The organism is Pseudomonas sp. v388 (genome assembly GCF_003935425.1).
Taxonomy (GTDB): Bacteria; Pseudomonadota; Gammaproteobacteria; order Pseudomonadales; family Pseudomonadaceae; genus Aquipseudomonas.
The window spans coordinates 259,306-282,262 of record NZ_RHQN01000006.1; the positions used below are offsets into that span (position 1 = coordinate 259,306).

The following is a 22,957-nucleotide window of genomic DNA, read 5'->3' on the forward strand; positions in this document are numbered from 1 at the left end:
CTCCTCTGCAAACTAGTGATAACCGTCTTCGGTGGTCACCTTGCCCCGGAACACGTAGTAGCTCCAGAAGGTGTAGCCCAGGATGAACGGGATGATGAACAGCGTGCCCACCAGCATGAAGCCCTGGCTTTGCGGCGGCGCAGCGGCATCCCAGATCGAAACCGACGGCGGAATGATGTTCGGCCACAGGCTGATGCCAAGACCGCTGTAGCCCAGGAAGACCAGCAGCAGCGTCAACAGAAACGGGGTGTAGTGAGCATTGCGCGCCACCGCCTTGAACAGACCGTACATGGTCACCAGCACCAGAATCGGTACGGGCATGAACCACAACAGGTTAGGCATGCTGAACCAGCGATTCGCGATATCCGGATGAGCGAGCGGCGTCCACAGGCTCACGATGCCGATGACCGCCAGCAGCACCAGCGCCAACGGGCGTGCCAGATCGTGCATGGCCTTTTGCAGCGGGCCTTCGGTCTTCATGATCAGCCAGGTGCAACCCAGCAGCGCGTAAGCGACGATCAGGGCCAGGCCGCAGAACATCGGGAACGGTGCCAGCCAGTCCAGCGAACCCCCGGCGAACTGGCGGTTTTCTACCGGAATGCCCTCGATGAAAGCCCCCAGCGCAACGCCCTGGAAGAAGGTCGCAGCCAGCGAGCCACCAATGAACGCCTTGTCCCACAGGTGGCGCTTGGCTTCGGTGGCCTTGAAGCGGAATTCGAAAGCCACGCCGCGGAAGATCAGGCCCATGAGCATGAAAATCAGCGGCAGGTACAGCGCCGAGAGCACCACGGCGTAGGCCAGCGGGAAAGCGCCGAACAGCGCAGCGCCGCCCAGTACCAGCCAGGTTTCGTTGCCGTCCCAGACCGGCGCGACGGTGTTCATCATCACGTCGCGGTCATGGCTCTCTTTCATGAACGGGAAGAGAATCCCGATACCCAGGTCGAAGCCGTCCATCACGACATACATCATGATGCCGAAGATGATGATGACGGCCCAGATCAGCGGAAGATCAATACCCATGACTCAGTTCCCCTTGCTCAGCTGGTCAACTTCGTCACCTTCTTCGGCGCCTTCAACGGCAGCGGAGAGCGGACGGGCTGGAGTGCGTTTCTGGCCGGGACCGCCGTGCGGCACGTGCTCGACGTAGGCTTTCGGCCCTTTGCGAACCAGACGCATCATGTAGCCCAGACCTGCACCGAACAGAACGAAATAGACCACCACGAACAGCACCAGCGTAATGCTCATCTGCGCCACACTGTGACCGGACGAAGCATCGGCGGTGCGCATCAGACCGTAGACAACCCACGGCTGACGGCCGATTTCGGTAGTGAACCAGCCGGCCAGGATCGCGATCAGGCCGGATGGCCCCATCCACAACGCCAGGTACAGGAACGGCCGGGACGTGTACAACGCGTCGCGCTTGCGCAACCACAGACTCCACAGACCGGTGAGGATCATCAGCATGCCCAAACCGACCATGATCCGGAACGACCAGAACACGATCAGCGAGTTAGGACGGTCTTCAGGCTTGAATTCCTTGAGCGCCGGAACCTGTTTGTCCAGGCTGTGAGTCAGGATCAGGCTGCCCAGGTACGGGATTTCCACCGCGTACTTGGTGCGCTCTTCCTTCATGTCGGGGATACCGAACAGGATCAGCGGGGTCGGCTCGTCACCGACGTTTTCCCAGTGACCTTCGATAGCCGCGATTTTCGCCGGCTGATGCTTGAGTGTGTTCAGACCGTGGAAGTCGCCGACCACTGCCTGGATCGGCGCGACCAGCAGGGCCATCCACATGGCCATCGACAGCATCTTGCGAACCGCCGGCGTATCGCGACCGCGCAGCAGGTGCCAGGCGGCCGAGGAACCGACGAAGAACGCGGTTGCCACAAACGCGGCGATCGCCATGTGCGTCAGGCGATACGGGAACGACGGGTTGAAGACCACGGCGAACCAGTCGGTCGGGATGACCCGGCCATCAATGATTTCGAAGCCTTGCGGCGTCTGCATCCAGCTGTTGGACGACAGAATCCAGAACGTGGAGATCAGCGTGCCGATCGCCACCATCACGGTGGAGAAAAAGTGCAGGTTGCGACCGACGCGATTCCAGCCAAACAGCATTACGCCGAGGAAACCGGCTTCGAGGAAGAACGCCGTCAGGACCTCATAGGTCAGCAACGGCCCGGTGACAGCACCGGCAAAGTCGGAAAAACGGCTCCAGTTGGTGCCGAACTGATAGGCCATGACCAGCCCGGATACCACGCCCATACCGAAGTTGACGGCAAAGATCTTGGACCAGAAATGGTAAAGGTCTCGATAGACATCTTCGCGGGTTTTCAGCCACAAGCCTTCGAGCACAGCCAGATAACTTGCCAGACCGATGGTGATGGCAGGGAAAAGGATGTGAAACGAAATCGTGAATGCGAACTGAATTCGGGCGAGATCGATAGCCTCCAAACCGAACATATGTGTTCCTCTCTCAGGTGAAACCGGCTGCTGGCCCTATGGGCCAATAGTGAATACCCCTACGGTGTGGAGTACTTGCATTTCTAGTGGTTCGATCCTGCTGCGGGCGGCAGGACGGCCGGCTCATACTTTGTGTTGCATTGCTTTGACACATGTCAGCCGACGGTGAAAGAGTAGTCCGGTTTAGGGACTTGGGCCGTGTGGTCTTTTGTCGCGTGACGAGTTGCCCCACCCGCTCTGGCGCAGATGCTGCAGACCGGCAGGAGCGAGCTTGCTCGCGACGAGGCCGGCACATACGCAGAAAATGCTTTGCCAGAAACACCGTTTTCGCCAGCAAGGCGGATCGCCGCCTTGCTGGCGAAGGGACCGGTGCTACAGCAACTTATCCAGCGTGATCGGGAATTCCCGGACCCGCTTGCCGGTGGCGTGGTAGACCGCATTGGCTATCGCTGCCGCGACACCGACGATGCCGATTTCGCCCACGCCCTTGGAACCCAGCGCGTTGACGATCTCGTCGTGCTCCTCGACGAACAGCACGTCTATGTCGCCGATGTCCGCGTTCACCGGGATGTGGTACTCGGCCAGGCTGTGATTCATCGGTCGACCCAGGTCATGGTCGAGCAACGCCTCTTCCTGCAGGGCCATGCCCATGCCCCAGACCACGCCGCCGAGAATCTGGCTGCGGGCCATTTTCGGATTGACCACGCGGCCCGCTGCCACTGCGTTGACCACCCGGTTGACGCGGATCGTGCCCAGGTCTTCGTCCACCAGCACTTCGACGAACACCGCCGAATGCGTGGCCGTGGCGTAGGCGTCGCGCTTCTTGTCAGGTTCGGCATCGACTTGTACTTCGATGGCGCCGTCAGCCTGGGCCGCCGCCAGTTCAGCCATGGACACGGCCTGGTTACCCAGATGCAGTTGACCCGCCTCGAATCGCACCTGGTCGGGGGTCGCCGAGGCGTACGCCGGGTGCAGCTCTTTGGCCACTTCCAGCAATTGGCGCTGCAGGGCCTGACACGCCTGCTGAACCGCAGTACCTACCGAAGAAACCGTGAACGAGCCACCTTGCAGCGGCGCGGTCGGCAACGACGAATCGCCCAACAGGAACGTGACGTTGTCCAGCTCGACACCGCAAGACTCGGCAGCGATCTGAGTCATGACCGTGTAGGTGCCGGTGCCGATATCCGTCGTGGCACTGCTGACCACCAATTTACCCTGAGCATCGATACGCGCCTTGGCACTGGCCTTGTTCTGCATGGCTTCCCACACACCACCGGCCATGCCCCAACCGACCAGCTGGCGTCCTTCCCGCATGCTGCGCGGTTCCGGATTACGCTGCTCCCAGCCAAAACGCTCGGCGCCCTGGCGATAGCATTCGAGCAATTCCTTGCTCGAATACGGTTTGTCTTCGTTGCCGTTGCGCTCGGCGAAGTTGATGACCCGCAGCCGCACCGGGTCGATGGCGACCGCGCAGGCCAGTTCGTCCATCGCGCATTCCAGGCCGATCATGCCCAGCGCCGCACCGGGCGCGCGCATGTCCAGCGGGGTGTACACGTCCAGCGGCACCAGTTTGTAGGTCAGCTTGACGTTGTCGCAGTGGTAGAGCATGCCGCTCCACTCGACGACGTGTTCGGTGAAGTCCTCGAACCGTGAGGTCTGGCCGATTGCCTCGTGCCCGACCGCCAGCAAACGACCGTTGGCCGCAGCGCCGAGCTGCAAGCGCTGAACGGTGCGCGGGCGGTAACCGAAGGTGAACATTTGCTGACGAGTCAGGGTCACGCGGACCGAGCGCTTGAGCTGCAACGCGGCCATCACCGCCAAGGGCAACTGATACTGCGGGCGCAGGCCCGAGCCGAATGCGCCGCCGACAAACGCTGCCTGGACGCGGATCTTGTCTTTATCCAGACCGAAGACCTTGTGCAGATAGTCCTGACAGTTCTGTGGGCCTTGAGTCTTGTCATGGATATTCAGGCTGCCGTCGGCCTGATACAGCACGGTGGAAGCGTGCGGCTCCATCGGATTGTGATATTCGCTGGGCGTGCTGTAGGTCACGTCGACACTCAGGGCCGAGCCTGCCAGCTCGGCCTCGAAATTGCCGCGTGGCTCGGGCAATTCGGCAGGCGCATCGTGGGCCTGATCCAGAGCGGTGCTCAAATCGGTCTCGTGAAGCTTTTGCTCGTACTCGATGCGCACCAGCGATCCGGCATGCCGCGCCAGCTCAAGGGTTTCGGCTACCACCAATGCCAATGGCTGGCCGCTGTACAGCACCTTGTCGTTGTAGAACGGGCGAAACGGCGAGCCTTCGGCCGAGTCGGCGTCTTCGTATTTTTCGTCGTAGCTGGCAACCGGCGGGCGATTGGTGTGGTCGATTACAGCAACAACACCCGGCACCTTCAGGGCTTCACGGGTATCGATAGTGAGCACGCGCCCGCTGGCGATACTGCTGGAGACCACGCTGCCGTGCAGCAGACCGTCTTCAGGGTATTCGCCGGCATAACGCGCGTGGCCGGTGACTTTCAGCCGACCATCAACGCGGTCGACCGGTTGGCCCATGGGGGAAAATGGCGTGTTCATTGGGCGGCACCTCCAACAGCGGCGTCGCTCAGGGCGCGAATGATCGCCCGACGTGCCAGTTTGACCTTGAATGCGTTGTGCGCCAGCGGCTGAGCATCGGCCAGCATCGCGTCGGCAGCCGCAGCGAAATGTTCGCGGGTGGCTGGCTTGCCGACCAGCAACTGCTCGACGGCCTTGTCACGCCATGGCTTGTGCGCCACGCCCCCCAATGCAATGCGGGCCTTGCCGATCACGCCGCCGTCCATCTCCAGCGCGGCCGCTACCGACACCAAGGCAAACGCGTACGAGGCACGATCGCGAATCTTCAGATAGTTGCTGTGGCCGGCAAAGCTCTCGGCGGGCAGTTCGATGCCGGTGATCAGCTCGTCGTCGGCCAGCAGGTTGTCGCGCTCCGGCGTATCGCCCGGCAGGCGATGGAAATCGGCGAACTCGATGGTGCGGAGACCGCCACGCCCTTGCACATGCACCACCGCTTCCAGCGCCGCCAAGGCCACGCACATATCGGAAGGATGTGTCGCCACACACTGATCGCTGGCGCCGAGAATCGCGTGAATCCGATTGACGCCGTCCTTCGCTGGGCAGCCGGTGCCCGGTTCGCGCTTGTTGCACGGCACCTTGGTGTCATAGAAGTAATAGCAACGGGTGCGTTGCAGCAGGTTGCCACCGGTGCTGGCCATATTGCGCAGCTGCGGCGAAGCGCCTGCCAGCACTGCCTGGCTCAACAGCGGATAGCGCTGCTCGATCAGCGGATGCCAGGCCAGATCGGCGTTGCTCACCAACGCACCGATCAACAGGCCGCCGCTGGCGGTTTCGGTGACATCCTTGAGCGGCAGGCCGGTGATGTCGATCAGATGCTCGGGCCGTGCGACGTTTTCCTTCATCAGGTCGAGCAGATTGGTGCCGCCGGCAATGAAACGCGTGGCCGGGCCGCTGAGGTGAATCGCTGCCGACACATCGGCCGGCTTGCTATAGGCGAAAGGATTCATCGGCCTGCCTCCGTTTCTACCTGGGTAACCTGAATCTGCGGCAGCACTTCTTCCACCGCCGCCAGAATATTGCTGTAGGCACCGCAGCGGCACAGGTTGCCGCTCATCAGTTCCTGGATCTCGGCGCGGTTGTGCGCGCGGCCTTCATTCGCAAGGCCCACCGCCGAACAGATCTGCCCCGGCGTGCAATAGCCGCACTGGAACGCATCGTGTTTGATGAACGCCTGCTGCATCGGGTGCAGCTGTTCGCCGTCGGCCAAGCCTTCGATGGTGGTCAGTTCGGCGCCGTCGCACATGATCGCCAGCGTCAGGCAGGCATTGATGCGCTTGCCGTCGCGCAGTACGGTACAAGCGCCACACTGGCCGTGGTCGCAGCCTTTCTTGGTGCCGACCAGGTCCAGGCCGTCACGCAGCAGGTCCAGCAGCGTGGTCCAGGGTTGAACAGTCAGCTGACGCGGCTGGCCGTTGAGGGTCAGCGAGATCGCGTGACCGGCGAAATCCTTGGGGTTCGGGTTCGTTGCACTCATGGAAACCTCACGGTAGGTACTCATCCAGCGCATTTATATGCGTCTTGAGGGGTACGACTTCGTGGGGTATGCAACGTTCAGCCATTCTCGATGAGCGCGAAGCTCATCCACGGGCAGCCAGCGCGGCAAGCTGCTGGTATGATGCGCGGCTTTTTCCGACCCGCGAAATACAGACGGGCTGCTCCGGCAGTCTGTGCTTTGCTGTTGGAGTCGTATCATTCACGACGCAGGCCGCGTCACGGAGAGCCAGACATGCTGGAAAGGCTGTTTCAACTCAAGGCACACAACACCAATGTGAGGACCGAAATCCTCGCGGGTTTCACCACCTTCCTGGCAATGGCCTACATCCTGTTCGTCAACCCGAGCATCCTCGGCGAAACCGGCATGGACAAGGGCGCGCTGTTCGTCGCCACCTGTCTGGCGGCCGCCATCGGCTCGGCGGTGATGGGCCTGATTGCCAACTACCCGATCGCCCTGGCGCCGGGCATGGGCCTCAACGCCTTCTTTACTTACACCGTGGTCCTGCACATGGGCCACACCTGGCAGGTCGCGCTGGGTGCGGTGTTCATTTCGGCGGTGATGTTCTTCGTGCTGTCGATCTTCCGCATCCGCGAATGGATCATCAACAGCATTCCCCTGCCCCTGCGCTCGGCGATTGCCGCCGGTATCGGCCTGTTCCTGGCGCTGATCGCCCTGCATAACGCCGGAATCGTGGTCAGCAACCCGGCCACCATGATCGGCATGGGCGACCTCAAGCAGCCGGCACCGGTGCTGGCCACCCTGGGTTTCTTCCTGATCGTCGCCCTGGACAAACTCAAAGTGCGCGGCGCCGTGCTGATCGGCATCCTGGCCGTGACCATCGTCTCGATCCTGCTGGGCTTCAGCCAGTTCGGCGGTGTCGTGTCGATGCCGCCGTCGCTGGCGCCGACCTTCCTGCAACTGGACATCATGGGCGCGCTGGACGTTGGCCTGGTCAGCATCATCTTCGCTTTCCTGTTCGTGGATATCTTCGATAACTCCGGCACCCTGATCGGCGTTGCCAAGCGTGCCGGATTGATGGGCAAGGACGGCCACATGCCGAAAATGGGCCGTGCGCTGATCGCCGACAGTACCGCCGCCATGGCCGGTTCCCTGCTGGGCACCTCGACCACCACCAGCTATATCGAATCTGCTGCGGGCGTGAGCGCCGGTGGCCGCACCGGCCTGACGGCCATTGTGGTGGCGGTCCTGTTCCTGCTGGCGTTGTTTTTCGCCCCCTTGGCCAGCAGCGTTCCGGCGTTCGCCACGGCGCCGGCCCTGCTGTTCGTGGCCGTGCTGATGGCATCCGGCATGGCCGAGATCGACTGGGACGACATTACCGTCGCCGCGCCAGTGGTGATCACTGCCCTGGCGATGCCGTTCACTTACTCCATCGCCAACGGCATCGCCTTCGGCTTCATTTCCTGGACCGCGATCAAGCTGCTGTCGGGCCGTGGTCGGGAGCTGAACGCCGCTTTGGTTATCCTGTCGATTCTGTTCGTCATCAAGCTGGGCTGGTTCAACGCATGAGTGTTCCCTTCGATCCCGCGAGCTACGACCGTCAGCTCGAAGAGAAAACCAACCGTCTGCGCGAGCTGCTGGCGCCGTTCGATGCGCCGCAGCCGCAGGTATTCGATTCGCCGCGCGAGCATTACCGCTTGCGCGCAGAATTCCGCCTGTGGCGTGAGGATCAGAAACGCTATTACGCGATGTTCAATCCCGGCGACAACCGCACCCCGATCCTGCTCGAAGGCCTGCCGATTGCCAGCGAGCGGATCAATGCGCTGATGCCGGTGCTGCGCGAGCGCTGGGAAGCCAGTGCGACGCTGAATCACAAGCTGTTTCAAGTCGACTTCCTGACCACCCTGGCCGGCGACGCAATGATCACCCTGTGTTATCACCGCCCGCTGGACGACGCCTGGCAGGCGGAAGCCGAAATCCTGGCCGCCGAGCTGAATGTCAGCCTGATCGGCCGTTCCAAGGGGCAACGGCTGGTGATCGGGCGCGATTACGTCACCGAGGAACTGGACGTCGCCGGCCGCCGTTTCAGCTATCGCCAGCCGGAAGGTGCGTTCACCCAGCCCAACGGCACGGTGAACGGCAAGATGCTGAATTGGGCATTCGAGGCACTGGGCGAGCGGCAAGACGATCTGCTGGAGCTGTATTGCGGCAACGGAAATTTCACCCTGCCGCTGGCAACCCGCGTGCGCAAGGTGCTGGCGACCGAGATCAGCAAGACGTCGGTGAATGCGGCGCTGAGCAATCTGGAAGACAACGCGGTGGATAACGTCACGCTGGTGCGTCTGTCCGCCGAGGAGCTGACCCAGGCGCTCAACGACGTGCGTCCGTTCCGTCGCCTGCAGGGCGTGGACCTCAAGAGCTACGAGTTCGGCAGTGTATTCGTCGACCCGCCGCGTGCCGGCATGGACCCGGACACCTGCGAGCTGACCCGTCGTTTCGACCGGATTCTGTACATTTCCTGCAACCCGGAAACCCTGGCGGCCAACATCGCCCAGTTGAACGACACCCACCGCATCGAACGCTGCGCAATGTTCGACCAGTTCCCGTACACCCACCACATGGAGTCCGGGGTGTTGCTGGTTCGACGTTGAGGTGGTCTTTGCCAACAAGCTGGCTCCCACAGATTTCAAGCATCCTCGATCATTGTAGGAGCCGGCTTGCTGGCGAAGGGGCCGGTGCAGGCGCAGCATCAGTCCGCCAACAAGCCCCTGACACGCACAAATGTGAACTATTTAATTAGCAGCCTATCGATGCATTAAGGTATAAACGCGACCGCGTGTTCGCCGCTTCGATGGGATGCCGTCTTGAGTTCTGAATCCTCCGCCACGTCTTTCAAACTGTCCGCGCAGCCGGGCTTTCTCAGTTTCATCATGGCGCGTTTGCTGGCGGTGTTTGCCATGCAGATTCAGGCCGTGGTGGTGGCGTGGCAGGTCTATGACATGACCCGCGAACCCATGGCGCTGGCCTACGTCGGCCTTGCGCAGTTCGTGCCCATGCTTCTGTTGCTGATGCCCGCCGGCGACCTGATCGACCGCTTCGACCGCAAGCTGATCCTGCGCCTGAGCTGGGGCGTGCAGGCGTTGTGCGGCTTGATTCTGCTGGTGTTCTCGGCCCTGAATCTGCAAGACGTGCGCCTGATTTACGCGGCCCTGGTGCTCTACGGCGGTGCCCGCGCCTTTACCGGCCCGGCGCTGCAAAGTCTGCTGCCGCAGATCGTCCCACGGGAAAAACTCGCTTCGGCAATTGCCACCAACAGCGTGATCATGCGCTGCTCAACGGTGGCAGGCCCGCTGATTGGTGGCGGTCTGTACGCCTTGGGCGGTGCCGAACTGACCTATTCGACCTGCGTCGCCGCCTTCATCGCGGGGATCGTGCTGCTCAGCCGCGTGCCGACGCCGTTCGCCGGCAAGCCCATGGACCTCACCGACGGCGCCTGGCAGCGCTTTACCGCCGGCATCGCCTTCATTCGCTCGCGGCCGATCATTCTCGGCACCATTTCCCTGGACCTGTTCGCCGTATTGCTCGGCGGCGTGGTGGCTCTGCTGCCGATCTACGCCCACGAAGTCCTGCACCTCGGGCCGCAAGGGCTGGGCGTGCTGCGCGCTTCGATGAGCCTGGGCGAACTGGCGGTCGGGGTGTACCTGAGCATGCGTCCGCTGGATCGCAATGTCGGCATGACCATGTTCCTGGCGGTCGGCATTTTCGGTATCGCCAACCTGGTCTTCGCCCTCTCGACACTGTTCTGGCTGTCGTGTTTGGCGCTGTTGATCGCCGGTGCTGCGGATATGGTCAGCGTGTACATTCGCTCGGCGCTGGTGCAGTTTTCCACGCCGGACAACATGCGTGGCCGGGTGAACGCGGTGAATATGCTGTTTATCGGTTCTTCCAACGAACTGGGCGAGTTCCGCGCCGGCACCAGCGCGTCGCTGATGGGCGCGATTCCTGCGGCGATCATGGGCGGCGTGTGCACGCTGGGCGTGGTCGGCGCCTGGATGGTGGGTTTCAAATCCCTGCGCCAAGTGGATCGTTTTGCCGATGCCTCGCCGGTCGAGCCGGTCAGCCTGGACAAACGCCAAGGCTGACCGACCGGTTCACAGCGCGCGGACCTGCCCCGGCGCCAGCGGCGCGGCGCCTTCGCCGATGCCGTTTTCCAGCGGTGCACCGAACTCGTCGAGGCTGATCTGGAAACGGTCGCCGGGCCGGGCCTTTATCCCATCGGCGAATGACAGTGTGGCGGTGCCGAAGTAATGGATATGCACGTCACCCGGGTTGAGGAACTGTGCGTACTTGAAGTGGTGGTACTCCAGGTTCGCCAGGCTGTGGCACATGTTGTCCTCGCCGCTGAGGAATTCCTTTTCCCATACCACCTCACCGTCACGCAGCACCCGGCTCATACCCGACAGGTGCCGTGGCAGCTCGCCGATGCGCAGTTCCGGGCCGAACGCGCAAAAGCGCAGCTTGGAATGGGCCAGATACAGGTAATTGCGTCGTTCCATGACGTGGTCGGAAAACTCGTTGCCCAGCGCATAGCCCAGTCGATACGGCTGGCCGTCGTGACCGATGACATACAGCCCGGTCAGTTCGGGTTCCTCACCGGCATCCTCGGCGAAGTTCGGTACCGGAAAATCCGCGCCGGGCCGGACCACGATGCGGCCGTCGCCCTTGTAGAACCATTCGGGCTGCGCACCGACCTGGCCGGCCGCCGGTTTACCGCCTTCGATGCCCCATTTGAAGATGCGCATGGTGTCAGTCATGCCCGCTTCGACCTGACCTTCCTGCTGATGCATTTTGTCCCGCGCCGAGGCGCTGCCCAGATGCGTGAGGCCGGTGCCGCTGATCAGGCAATGGGCCGGGTCTTCATGGTCCAGCGGCGGCAGGACCTGTCGGTTTTCCAACAGACGGGCGTAGGACGGGCCCGGCGCGGTGCCGCGTTTCAGCACTTCGGTTTCCAGACTGTGTTGTGCGGCGATGGCCGACAAGGCCAGTTCGCGGGTGCTGGCGGTGTCGCGAACCACGTTGATGCGGTCGCCGTCGACCATTCCCACCTGACGCCGCCCGGTGTCGTTTTCAAATTGAATCAAGCGCATTGCAGCCTCCTGTCCATTCCGAGGCGTCGCCGACATAACGGCGACGCGTGGTGAGCCTTCGTCATTCGACGATGTTGAACTCGCTCAGGTATTCATCGGAAATTTCCAGGCCCAGCCCCGGCTTGTCGTCTTCAAGCTGGATGTAACCGTTGACCGGCTGCGGCTCGCCCTTGAACACGTAGTAGAACAGTTCGTTGCCGACCTCGACGTCGAACACCGGGAAGAATTCAGCCATCGGGGACGCGGTGGTGGACATGGTCAGGTGATAGTTGTGCATCTGCCCGGCATGGGGAATGACCGGCACCGACCAGGCTTCGGCCAGCGCGTTGATCTTGCGGGCTGCGGTGATGCCGCCGACACGGTTGGTGTCGTACTGGATGACGTCGACAGCGCGGCGCTCCAGCAGATCCTTGAAGCCATACGAGGTGAATTCATGCTCGCCGCCGGAGATCGGCATGATGCCCATTTTTTTCAGCTCGACGTAGCCTTCGATATCGTCGGCAATGACCGGCTCTTCCAGCCAGCGCGGCTCGAATCCGGCCAGCTTGGGCAGCATTCGACGTGCATATTCCAGGGTCCAGCCCATATAGCATTCGAGCATGATGTCCACATCCGGCCCGGCCAGTTCGCGCAGCGCGCGGACTTGTTCAATGTTCTTGCGCATACCGGCCGGCCCGTCTTTCGGGCCGTAGCCGAAACGCATCTTCAGGGCGGTGAAACCCTGATTGAGATAGCCCTGGGCCTCTTCGAGGAACAGGTCCAGATTGTCGTTGGCGTAGAGCTTGGACGCGTAGGTCCAGATTTTTTCCTTGGTGCGGCCGCCCAGCAGTTTGAACACCGGCTTGTTCACCGCTTTGCCCATGATGTCCCAGATGGCGATGTCGATGGCCGAGATGGCCGCCATGCCAATGCCCTTGCGGCCCCAGGCGTGACTCTGGCGATACATTTTCTGCCAGATGTATTCGTTGTCGAACGGGTCTTCCCCGATGGCGATGGGTGCCAGGTAGGTGTCGATGATTTCCTTGGCGACGCGGGGTGCCAGCGCGCAGTTACCGATGCCGACGATGCCGGAGTCGGTTTCCACTTCCACCACCAGCCAGCCGTGGAAACGGAACGAGCCCATGGCATCGCCACGCTCGAACAGGATATCGCTGGCATTGGTGCAAAAATGTGCCTGAGGCGGGACGACCTTGCCTTTCCACTCGAATACACGGGTACGGATCGCTTTGATTTTCATAGGGACAGTTTCCTTGCCACTGCGTAATAGTGCCGATGGGAACCTGCGGGGAGCAGGACGGCTTCTTGTAGTTGTCGGTCGATAGCCAGGCCGCAGCCGGGCTACCGATGGCTCGACTTTAGCCAGCACGCCGGTTGGGCGGCTAATCACTTCTGCGTATCCAGTGATAGCCGCAGGTGATCGGTTGAAAGCCGTGCCGCGTTAATGGGTTATCGGATTGCCATTGCGTGGGAGCGCCGCCCGGTCCGTTCCCGCAGTGAAGGACGGGGTGGTCAGTAACCGCCGCGCCCCATCCGACAGGCGATTTCGAAGGCCTGGCGGATCGCTCCGACGTTGGCCTTGCCTTGCCCGGCGATGTCGAACGCGGTGCCGTGGGCCGGGGTGGTGATGGGAATCGGCAGGCCGCCCTGGACCGTGACGCCACGGGAGAAGCCCATCAACTTGATCGCGATCTGGCCCTGGTCGTGGTACATGGTGACCACCGCGTCGAACGCACTGGCATCGCCCTGCACTTTGAGAAAGATCGTGTCGCCCGGATACGGTCCTTCGGCGGCGATCCCCTGGGCCTGCGCGGTCTTGACGGCCGGGCCGATGATGTCCAGCTCTTCGCGGCCGAACGAGCCGTTGTCGCCGTTGTGTGGGTTCAGGCCGCAGACGCCGACGCGCGGCCGCTCCAGGCCGTTGCGCTTGAGCGCGGTGTCGATCAGCTCGATGGCCTGCACCACCCGGTCATGGCTGATCATCGCCGGTACCGCTGACAACGCCACATGCGAAGTCACCCGCGAGGTCCACAGGTTGTCCATCACGTTGAATTCACAGAACGGCCCGTCGAAGCCCAGCAGCTCGGCAAACCAGTGCAGCTCATCGTTGTGGGCCATGCCGGCCATGTGCAGGGACGTCTTGTTCAGCGGCCCGAACAGCACCGCATCGGTGTTGCCGGCGGCGGTGGATTCAACCGCCAGCTTGAGCGTATCCAGGCAGTAGCGCCCGCCCGCGACACTGGCTTCGCTGCGGGCAAACTCGCCATGGGTATCACCCCGGAAGTCAAAGAACAGCGGCACGTCGTCGGTGAACTCCAGCCGGTCGAGGGCTTCCACGCGACGGTAGGGAAATTCCAGACCGGCGATGTCCATGCCGCGCCGCATCTCGCCTTCATCGGCAATCAGGATCACCTGCGCCTGGCTGCGCACCTGCGCATCGCTCAGCAGGCGTGCGATCAATTCCGGGCCGATGCCCGCCGGGTCACCCAGCACCATCGCGATTCGGGTCTTGTTCATGCTCGATTCCTCATGTGGTCAGGCCACGTCTGGTCGGTGGCTGGAGATTCGCAACGGTAGATGCGTCGCGCGTTGCTGTAGAACAGGCGCTCCTGATCGGCGGGGGGCAGATCACGAACGATGGATTTGAAGCCGCTGTAGATGTCGTCGAACGAACCGCACAGGCTGTCGACCGGAAAATTGCTGGCAAACATCGCCCGCTCGCTGCCGTACATGGCGATGATTTCCTGCACGATCCAGGCGTTGTCCTGTGCGCGCCAGGGTTTGCCGCGCTGGCCGAGACCGGAAATTTTCACCGCCACGTTGGGTTGCTCGGCCAGCTGCACCATTGCCGCATGCCAACCGGCCAGGCCTTGCTCACTGCGGTCGGACGGCAGGCCGGCGTGGTTGAGGATCAAGGTGGTTTCCGGAAAATCCCGCGCCAGGCGCCCGGCTTCGTCCAGATTCCACCAGGGTGTCTGCAGGTCGAAGTGCAGACCCAGCCCGTGCAGTGCGGCGTAGCTGCGGCGCCAGTGTTCGTCGCTCATCAGGCTGGTCACTTCACCAACCTGCTGCGGCGACGCGGGGCCGCCGGGCTTGTGACGCACGCTGCGCACCGCGCTGAACGCCGCCTGTTCGGTCAGCACCGCCACGGCATCGGGATGGTCTAGCCAGGCCTGGGCGACCATGGCGTTGGGTACGCCGTAGCGCGCCGCAAGCTGCTCGACAAAGCGGCTTTCGCCTATCGGATCGCGCGGGTCCCACTCGGTTTCCACGTAGACGGTCTGCATCACCCGATGCGCACCGACGTCGGCGAAATAGTCCGGCGGCAAGTACCGACGCTTGATCGCCGAGTAATCGCCGTAGCGAAACGCAATGTTCGCTTCAGGTGCCAGCCAGGGATGGTAATTGGTCTGCGGGTCCCAGAAATGGTGATGGGCGTCCACAATCGGGCCGTTCCAGAGTTCAGACATCGCTCACCTCGCGCTTGCCATCCAGGCTGATGAACAGCGTGGCCATGACGAACAGGGCCGCGCAGATGGCGAAGAACGCCAGCACCGCGCCGAAGCCACCGAAGAATTGCAGGATGACGCCGACCAGGATCGGCACGAAGATCCCGCCGACGCTGCCGGCCAGATTCATCACGCCACCGATCAGCCCGACTCGCGAAGGTGCAGCCAACAGCGCCGGAAAGCTCCAGTACAGGCTGCCCCACATCAGGAAGAATGCGGTCATGGCCAGCAAGCCTACTGCGCCGAACGGGTTACTCAGGGTCGGCAGTAACAGCAGCGCGCACAACGCGACCAGGCCGGAGAACGTCAGCAGGCCCTTGACCGCCAGACCGCGGCGCACGCCTTTGCGGATCAGCCCGTCGCACAGAAAACCGCCGGCCAGCGAACCCAGCGCGCCGCAGATGAAAATGGCGAAGGTGGCCGCGCCGATGCCCTTGATGTCGAAACCGCGCGCCTGCGCCAGGTAGCTCGGCCCCCAGGTCAACAGGCCGAAATACACCATGGCCCAACTGGAACGGCCGATCAGCAGCCCGGCCAGCGAACGACCGGCAATCCCCAGCCCCTTGACCTGTTCACGGGCGGCTTCAGCGGCGGGCGTGGCGCGGCCGGCGTTGATCTTCTCCAGTTCCTGAGCGTTGACCTGCGGATGCAGCGCCGGATCGTCACGCAGATAACGATGGGCGACCCAGGCCAGCGCCAGGGTCGCGACACCGGCGATCACGAACGCCAGACGCCATGAATCGAGCGTCGCAATCAGGTAAGCGATGATCAGCCCGCCCAGTGCCACGCCCAGCGGGCTGCCGCTGTCCATCATCACCGCGCCACGGCTGCGTTCGCTGGGCGCCAGCCACAGCGAAATCAGCTTGCCGCCCGACGGGAACAACGGCGCTTCGGCGGCGCCCAGCGCGACTCGCGCAAACAACATGGACGCACCACCGGTTGCCAGCCCGGCCAGCACCTGGAACGTGCCCCACAAACCGGTGGACCAGGTAATCACCCGGCGCGGGCCATAGCGGTCGATCAGCCAGCCGCCGGGCACCTGCAGCAAGGCGTAGGCCCAGAAAAAGCTGCTCAGAATCAAGCCCTGCATGCTCGGCGACAGCGAGAATTCGTTGGCGATTGTGGGCATGGCGATGGACAGGGAAACCCGGTCGATCAGATTGACCATGGTCAGCAGGAAGATGATTGCGAAGATCCGCCAGCGCACCGTGGTGGCTCGGGCGGTGGTGGAGATTGCCGGGTTGAATGGCCGTTGATCCGCATTTGCCGCAGGCAAGTGCGCATCGGCGCTGTGACGAGCCATGGTGCCTACCTCTTTATTGTTTTTGTGGGTATGTGCTGCCCGGTGCTGCATCGAGGCTGCGCCGTGGCGTCACTATCGGAGGCACACCGATAACCGTCTAATCAAAACTTGAAATACGCTGATAACGTCAGGCTATACCTAACCGGAGAATGGGCTATGTCACGGCAGCCGTCGCCGTCCATGTTGCGATAACCCTAGGTTATCGCCGTATGTATTGTTTTGAGTAGACGCCGAACGCCGAGCTTCGCACACTCCGTACCAAGGTTCGCCCCCCGGCATCGTCGAACCGCAGTCTTTTTTCATAACAACTACAAGAAAAAAAGAGGTTTCACCATGCGAAACGCATCCTTCCGAGGCGCTTCACGTCTGTTGCTCGGCTGCACCCTCCTTTGCGCAAGCGCCCTTCCCGCCCTGGCCCATGCCTGGCAGCCGGAGAAGAACGTCGAAATCGTGGTCGCCGGCGGCCCTGGTGGCGGCACCGACCAACTGGGCCGTCTGATCCAGTCGATCATCACCACCCACAAGCTGCTGGACGTGAACACCATCGTGCTCAACAAGGGCGGCGGCAATGGCGCCGAGGCTTTTCTGGACATGAAGATGTCCAAGGGCGATGCCGACAAGATCGTGATTGGCACCAACAACATCTACCTGCTGCCGCTGGTGTCGAAACTGGGCTACCAATGGCAGGAGCTGACCCCCATCGCCGCCGTGGCCCAGGATGACTTCATCCTCTGGACCTACAAGGACGCGCCGTGGGCCGATGCCAAAGGGCTGTATGAAACGGTGAAAGGCGACAGCTCGAAACTGCGCATGGGCGGCAGCCAGTCCAAGGATGTGGACCAGACCCTGACCCTGCTGCTGAACAAAACCACCGGCAGCAAGCTGGTGTACATCCCGTTCAAGAGCGGCAGCGAAGCGGCCACGCAACTGGCGGGCAAGCACATCGCGGCCAACGTGAATAACCCCAGCGAAAGCATCAGCCAGTGGCGCGGCGATCAGGTCCGGCCGCTGTGCGTGTTCAGCAAGGAACGCATGCGCTACACCGACAAAGTCGCCGGTGACAAAGCCTGGGCCGACGTACCGACCTGTCATGAACAAGGTTTGGGCATCGACGAGTACCGCTTCCCGCGCACCGTGTTCATGCCCGGCGACGTCAGCGCCGAGCAGCGTGCGTTCTACGTGGAGCTGATGCGCAAGGTGACCGAGGCGCCGGAGTTCAAGGCCTACGTGGCACAGAATGCGCTGGTGCCGACGTTCCTGCAGGGCGAGCAGTTGACCGCCTACATCGAGCAGGACACCGCGCGGGTAACGCCGGTGTTCAAGGAAGCCGGCTGGCTGCAAAAGTGATTCGCCCCGCTGCGTGCGCATGGCCGGCCGGCTCGGCCGTCGTGCGCCCGGCAGCTTCACGCTGGAGGTGATCCATGTCCCATTCTTCTCCCACGTCTTCGCTGGTCGGCACCCGTTGGGTGGAACTCGGCCTTGCGCTTTTCACATTGCTGATCGGCGCCGTGGTCATGTACGGCAGCCTCGAACAGGGCATCGGCTGGGGTGATTCCGGTCCTGAGCCGGGTTATTTCCCGTTCTACATCGGCCTGCTGCTGGCCTGCGCCAGCCTGGGCAACATCGTGCTGACGGTTATTCGCTGGCAGGCGCTGAGCGTCAGCTTCGTCAATAAAGCCGCGTTTGCCCAGGTCATGTCGGTGTTCATCCCCATCGCGCTGTTCGTCGCCGCCATGCCCTTTACCGGCATCTACCTGGCGTCGGCAGCCTTCATCGGCTGGTTCATGTGGCGCGACCGCCTGCGGGCCAAGCCTTACGGCAAGCTGATGATCTGCAGCGTGTCCGGCGGCGCGGTGCTCGCCAGTTACCTGATCTTCGCCTTGTGGTTCAAGGTGCCGCTGGATGCCGGCCCCATGGGCGACTGGCTGGCGATGGCCGGGAGATCGCTGCAATGAGCGAGTTCGATTCCCTGATGCAGGGCATGAGCCTGATCATGACGCCCGGCCACATCGGGCTGATGGTGATCGGCGTGCTGCTGGGCATTCTGGTCGGCGTCCTGCCCGGCCTCGGCGCCCCGAACGGCGTGGCGTTGCTGCTGCCGCTGACGTTCACCATGTCGCCGGTGTCGGCCATCATCCTGTTGTCGTGCATGTATTGGGGCGCGTTGTTCGGCGGCTCGATCACCTCGATTCTGTTCAACATTCCCGGCGAACCGTCGTCGGTGGCGACCACCTTCGACGGCTACCCGATGGCCCGGCAGGGTCGCGCCGCCGAAGCGTTGACCGCCGCGTTCAGTTCCGCGCTGATCGGCGCCCTGGCCGGCGTGCTGCTGCTGACCTTTCTCTCGACGCGCATCGCCGAATTCGCCATGTCGTTCAGCTCGCCGGAGTTCTTTGCGGTGTACCTGCTGGCGTTCTGCACGTTCATCGGCATGAGCAAGAACCCACCGCTCAAAACCATGGTGGCGATGCTGATTGGCTTTGCCATGGCGGCGGTCGGCATGGACACCGTGTCGGGCAACCTGCGCCTGACATTCGACCAGCCGATCCTGATGACCGGCATCAGTTTCGAAGTGGCGGTGATCGGCCTGTTCGGCATCGGCGAGATCCTCTGTACGGTCGAGGAAGGCCTGGTGTTTCGCGGCGAGCATGCGCGCATCACGCCGATGACGATCCTGCGCACCTGGGCGAAACTGCCTCGCTATTGGCTGACGATTCTGCGCAGCACGCTGGTCGGTTGCTGGATGGGCATCACGCCCGGCGGTCCGACGGCGGCTTCGTTCATGAGCTACAGCCTGGCCCGGCGCTTCTCGCGTAACCGCGACCAGTTCGGCAAGGGTGAAGTGGAAGGCGTCATCGCACCGGAAACCGCCGACCACGCGGCCGGCACCAGCGCCCTGCTGCCGATGCTGACCCTTGGCATTCCCGGTTCGGCGACTGCGGCGGTCATGCTCGGCGGCTTGATGATCTGGGGTTTGCATCCCGGCCCGACGCTGTTCGTCGAGCAGCATGATTTCGTCTGGGGCCTGATCGCCAGTATGTATCTGGGCAACGTGGTCAGCCTGATCGTGGTGTTGGCCACCGTGCCGCTGTTCGCCTCGATCCTGCGCATTCCGTTCTCGATCATCGCGCCGATCATCATCATGGTGTGCGCAATCGGTGCCTATTCAGTGCACAACTCGCTGTTCGACATTGCGTTGATGCTGGGCTTCGGCGCGCTGGGTTATCTGTTCAAGAAGCTGGGTTATCCGATTGCGCCGCTGGTGCTGGCGGCGGTGCTGGGCGACAAGGCCGAAGACGCGTTTCGCCAGTCGATGCTGTTTTCGGACGGCAGCGTCGGGATTTTCTGGTCCAACCCGCTGGTGGGCGGCCTGACGACCGCGGCGCTGCTGATGCTGTTCTGGCCGATGATTTGCGCGGCGATCAGGTCGCTGTTCAGCGCCCGCAGTCGCACGGAGGGCAAAGCAAAATCGATATCCTGACACGCAAGGCTGGCAACGTCGGACGTTTCTTGGCAGGCTCGCCGCACCTGTCTGCCGAGACCACGACGATGACCCGAATTCCTGTCGCCACTGTTATCCACAGCCGGTTACGCCTGCGGCAATTGCGGCTGATGCTGGCGCTACAGGAATTGGGCTCGCTGCGGCGGGCGGCGGATCACATCGGCATGACTCAGCCGGCCGCCACCAAGATGCTGCATGAAGCCGAAGACCTGCTGGGCGTCGAGCTGTTCGAACGGTTGCCGCGCGGCATGCGCCCCACGCCTTTCGGGGAAACGGTCATCTATTACGCGCGCATGGTGTTCGCCGAGTTGAGCGGCATGCGCGAGGAACTGGTGGCGCTGGAATCGGGCAACCTGGGCCGGGTGGCGGTCGGCGCCATTCCGGCGCTGGCGTCCGGTCTGCTGACCCGCACCATCGCCCACCTGAAGAACAGCCATCCGCGCTTGTCGATGAGTATTCAGGTCGACACCAGTGACGTACTGGTCCAGGCGCTTTTGCAGGACCAACTGGACATCGTGCTGGGCCGCATCCCCAGCGGCGCCCGCGCCGAAGAACTGATCTTCGACAGCCTGGGCGAGGAAGCCCTGTGCGTGGTCGCCGGTGCCCAGCATCCACTGGCGCAGGCCAAGACTCTGGACTGGGCACAGTTGCAGAACCTGACCTGGGTGTTGCAACAGCATCCGAGCCCGATGCGCTCGATCATCAACCAGGTGTTCCACAACGCACGGGTCGACATTCCCAGCAGCATCGTTGAAACCACCTCGATCATGACCCTGCTTTCGCTGGTGCAGCAGACCGACATGCTGGGCGTCACGCCGCTGTCGGTGGTCGAGGACTATCCGGGCCGCGACCTGCTGGCGGTGCTGCCCATCAGCTTCGAGGCGCGGCTGCCGCCTTACGGGCTGATCACTCGGCGCCACCGCATCCAGTCCTCGGCGATGCAGGCATTCATCCATTCGGTGAAGGCCGAACACCAGCCGGCCCATCGCTAGGTCGCAGGATCCACGCGTTTTCCAGGTTCAAGCGAACTAAATGTCGTCACGTTCCCTCTACAGCTACACTTTTTGCACGATCCGAGAGAGGAACCCGACATGCTCTGGAAAAAAGGCCGTCGCAGCGACAACGTAGTCGACGCACGTGGTGACAGCGGCGGTGGCGGCGGCATGCGCATCGGCGGTAAGGGCTTGAGCCTGGGCGGCGTGGTGATCATCGTCGCGCTCGGCCTGTTGACCGGTCAGGACCCGATGCAGATCCTGGGTCAGCTCACCGGCCAGATGACCGAGCAATCCGCACCGCCCTCGTCGCAGACACATCAGGCACCACCTGCCAACGATCAGCAGGCGGAATTCGTGCGCAGCATTCTGGGCGACACCGAAGACACCTGGCGTGCGGTCTTTGCCCAGAACGGCCGCCAGTACAAGGACCCGACCCTGGTGATGTTCAGCGGCCAGGTCAACTCAGCCTGCGGCTTTGCCACCTCGGCGACCGGGCCGTTCTACTGCCCTGCAGATCAGCAGGTGTATCTGGATACCGCGTTCTTCCGCGAGATGGCCCAGCGCTTTTCGGCGGCTGGAGATTTTGCCCAGGCCTATGTCATTGCTCATGAAGTGGGGCATCACGTGCAGACCCTGTTGGGGGTTTCGGCCAAGGTTCAGGCGGCTCGCCAGGCCGGGCAACGCATGGAAGGCGACAACGGTCTGCTGGTGCGCCAGGAGTTGCAGGCCGACTGTCTGGCTGGAGTCTGGGCCTATAACGCACAAAACCGTTTGAACTGGCTGGAGCCGGGTGATATTGAAGAGGCACTGAACGCGGCCAACGCCATCGGCGATGATCGTTTGCAGCAGCAAAGCCGTGGCCATGTCGTGCCGGACTCCTTCACCCACGGGACTTCCGCCCAACGGGTGCGCTGGTTCAAGACCGGTTTTGCGCAAGGCCAAATCAATCAATGCGACACGTTCGCCGCCAAGAGTCTCTGAATACATGATCAAACCGCTTGTGGCCCTGTTGTTGAGCACTGCCCTGTTGAGCCCGATGGCTCGTGCCGAGGATCAAGCGGTCGTATCGATCAGCCCTGACCGGCTGGCTATCAATGGCAGCCAGGCGACACTGGGCCTGAGCCAGGAATGGGTTCACCCCAAACCGCGCATCGAGCGGGTGGTCATCATGCTGCACGGTCGGCTGCGCAATGCGCAGACGTACCTGCGCAGCATCGAGCGCGCCGCCAACCAGTCCAGGGAACGCAGCAAGACCTTGCTGATCGCGCCGCAGTTTCTTGATGAACGTGACATTGTGGCGCACCACCTGCCTGAAACCATCCTGCGCTGGCATCACGACAGCTGGATGGAAGGCGGCGCCGCCGTCGGGCCCAAGCCGATCAGTTCGTTCGTGGTGCTGGACCATATCCTCAAGCGATTGAGTGACAGCAAGCTGTTTCCCAACCTCAAGGAAATCGTGATCGCCGGTCACTCCGGCGGCGCGCAGGTGGTGCAGCGTTACGCGATGATCGGCGGCAAGGAAGATGCCTTGTTGCACCGCGAGGGCGTGAAACTTCGCTATGTGATCGCCAACCCGTCGTCCTACGCCTGGTTCACGGCCGAGCGCCCGCAGCCGGTGTCGGCCAAGACCTGCCCGAACTTCGACGATTGGAAATACGGTCTGAACAAGGTGCCGTTCTACTCGGGCAAGGAAATCCCGACGCAGATTGAGCAGGCTTACGTGAAGCGCGATATCACCTACCTGCTGGGCGAGCTGGACACCGACCGCAACCACCCGGCGCTGGACAAGACCTGCGCGGCTGAAGCGCAAGGTGAATCACGCTTGCAGCGTGGGCAGAATTACTTCGAGTATCTGGAAAAGCGTCACCCCGAGGGCTTGAACCAGCAATTGGTGATCGTGCCCGGGATCGGCCACAGCGGCGACGGCATCTTCACCTCACCGCAAGGCCAGGCGGCGTTGTTCAAGGGGTTGTAA

General features: G+C 62.5%; 19 protein-coding genes. 9 read left to right on the plus strand and 10 right to left on the minus strand.

Annotated elements, in window-relative coordinates:
• Positions 1-12 precede the first annotated feature (12 nt).
• The 5 genes from cydB to EGJ27_RS16100 form a co-directional block, all read right to left on the minus strand.
• Positions 13-1,020, minus strand: coding sequence for a cytochrome d ubiquinol oxidase subunit II (gene cydB / locus EGJ27_RS16080; RefSeq protein ID WP_125831731.1), 1,008 nt, complete (start codon positions 1,018-1,020; stop codon positions 13-15).
• A 3-nt stretch (positions 1,021-1,023) separates the two neighbouring features.
• Positions 1,024-2,463, minus strand: a complete 1,440-nt coding sequence (locus EGJ27_RS16085) for a cytochrome ubiquinol oxidase subunit I (protein ID WP_125831732.1) — start codon at positions 2,461-2,463, stop codon at positions 1,024-1,026.
• Positions 2,464-2,835: 372 nt separating this feature from the next.
• Positions 2,836-5,037 (minus strand): xanthine dehydrogenase family protein molybdopterin-binding subunit, encoded by a 2,202-nt coding sequence (locus tag EGJ27_RS16090; RefSeq protein ID WP_125831733.1) that lies wholly within the window; start codon positions 5,035-5,037, stop codon positions 2,836-2,838.
• Complete coding sequence (locus EGJ27_RS16095) at positions 5,034-6,023, minus strand: xanthine dehydrogenase family protein subunit M (RefSeq protein WP_125831734.1); 990 nt, start codon at positions 6,021-6,023, stop codon at positions 5,034-5,036. Before EGJ27_RS16095 ends, EGJ27_RS16090 begins: the two co-directional genes overlap by 4 nt.
• Complete coding sequence (locus EGJ27_RS16100) at positions 6,020-6,550, minus strand: (2Fe-2S)-binding protein (RefSeq protein ID WP_125831735.1); 531 nt, start codon at positions 6,548-6,550, stop codon at positions 6,020-6,022. The genes EGJ27_RS16095 and EGJ27_RS16100 overlap by 4 nt, the downstream gene beginning before the upstream one ends.
• 252 nt (positions 6,551-6,802) lie before the next feature.
• On the opposite strand from EGJ27_RS16100, the gene EGJ27_RS16105 reads away from it, so the two are divergent.
• From EGJ27_RS16105 to EGJ27_RS16115, 3 genes are all read left to right on the plus strand, one after another.
• Positions 6,803-8,098 (plus strand): NCS2 family permease, encoded by a 1,296-nt coding sequence (locus EGJ27_RS16105; RefSeq protein WP_125831736.1) that lies wholly within the window; start codon positions 6,803-6,805, stop codon positions 8,096-8,098.
• A complete protein-coding gene (trmA, locus tag EGJ27_RS16110; protein ID WP_125831737.1) occupies positions 8,095-9,180 on the plus strand; it encodes a tRNA (uridine(54)-C5)-methyltransferase TrmA in 1,086 nt (361 codons plus the stop codon). Before EGJ27_RS16105 ends, trmA begins: the two co-directional genes overlap by 4 nt.
• Positions 9,181-9,393: 213 nt before the next feature.
• On the plus strand, positions 9,394-10,671 hold the full coding sequence (locus EGJ27_RS16115) for an MFS transporter (RefSeq protein WP_125831738.1): 1,278 nt from the start codon (positions 9,394-9,396) through the stop codon (positions 10,669-10,671).
• 9 nt (positions 10,672-10,680) lie between these two features.
• Here the strand turns inward: EGJ27_RS16115 and araD1 are convergent, their stop codons facing one another.
• The 5 genes from araD1 to EGJ27_RS16140 all read right to left on the minus strand — a co-directional run bounded on the left by araD1 (position 10,681) and on the right by EGJ27_RS16140 (position 16,485).
• Entirely contained in the window at positions 10,681-11,676 is a 996-nt protein-coding gene (araD1, locus tag EGJ27_RS16120) for an AraD1 family protein (RefSeq protein ID WP_125831739.1), read from the minus strand.
• Positions 11,677-11,737: 61 nt separating this feature from the next.
• Positions 11,738-12,913 carry an L-rhamnonate dehydratase gene (locus EGJ27_RS16125; RefSeq protein WP_125831740.1) on the minus strand — a complete coding sequence of 392 codons (1,176 nt, stop codon included), beginning with the start codon at positions 12,911-12,913 and terminating at the stop codon, positions 11,738-11,740.
• A gap of 272 nt (positions 12,914-13,185) precedes the next feature.
• Positions 13,186-14,190 (minus strand): 4-hydroxythreonine-4-phosphate dehydrogenase PdxA, encoded by a 1,005-nt coding sequence (locus EGJ27_RS16130; protein WP_125831741.1) that lies wholly within the window; start codon positions 14,188-14,190, stop codon positions 13,186-13,188.
• Positions 14,187-15,143, minus strand: a complete 957-nt coding sequence (locus EGJ27_RS16135; protein ID WP_125831742.1) for an amidohydrolase — start codon at positions 15,141-15,143, stop codon at positions 14,187-14,189. Before EGJ27_RS16135 ends, EGJ27_RS16130 begins: the two co-directional genes overlap by 4 nt.
• Positions 15,136-16,485, minus strand: a complete 1,350-nt coding sequence (locus EGJ27_RS16140; protein WP_125831743.1) for an MFS transporter — start codon at positions 16,483-16,485, stop codon at positions 15,136-15,138. The genes EGJ27_RS16135 and EGJ27_RS16140 overlap by 8 nt, the downstream gene beginning before the upstream one ends.
• 333 nt (positions 16,486-16,818) lie before the next feature.
• On the opposite strand from EGJ27_RS16140, the gene EGJ27_RS16145 reads away from it, so the two are divergent.
• The 6 genes from EGJ27_RS16145 to EGJ27_RS16170 all read left to right on the plus strand — a co-directional run bounded on the left by EGJ27_RS16145 (position 16,819) and on the right by EGJ27_RS16170 (position 22,957).
• Positions 16,819-17,832, plus strand: a complete 1,014-nt coding sequence (locus EGJ27_RS16145) for a tripartite tricarboxylate transporter substrate binding protein (RefSeq protein WP_125831744.1) — start codon at positions 16,819-16,821, stop codon at positions 17,830-17,832.
• A 74-nt stretch (positions 17,833-17,906) separates the two neighbouring features.
• Entirely contained in the window at positions 17,907-18,440 is a 534-nt protein-coding gene (locus EGJ27_RS16150; protein ID WP_125831745.1) for a tripartite tricarboxylate transporter TctB family protein, read from the plus strand.
• Complete coding sequence (locus EGJ27_RS16155; RefSeq protein WP_125831746.1) at positions 18,437-19,966, plus strand: tripartite tricarboxylate transporter permease; 1,530 nt, start codon at positions 18,437-18,439, stop codon at positions 19,964-19,966. Before EGJ27_RS16150 ends, EGJ27_RS16155 begins: the two co-directional genes overlap by 4 nt.
• 68 nt (positions 19,967-20,034) lie before the next feature.
• Entirely contained in the window at positions 20,035-20,979 is a 945-nt protein-coding gene (locus tag EGJ27_RS16160; RefSeq protein WP_125831747.1) for a LysR family transcriptional regulator, read from the plus strand.
• Positions 20,980-21,078: 99 nt separating this feature from the next.
• Complete coding sequence (locus EGJ27_RS16165) at positions 21,079-21,963, plus strand: neutral zinc metallopeptidase (protein ID WP_125831748.1); 885 nt, start codon at positions 21,079-21,081, stop codon at positions 21,961-21,963.
• Positions 21,964-21,967: 4 nt separating this feature from the next.
• Complete coding sequence (locus EGJ27_RS16170) at positions 21,968-22,957, plus strand: alpha/beta hydrolase (protein WP_125831749.1); 990 nt, start codon at positions 21,968-21,970, stop codon at positions 22,955-22,957.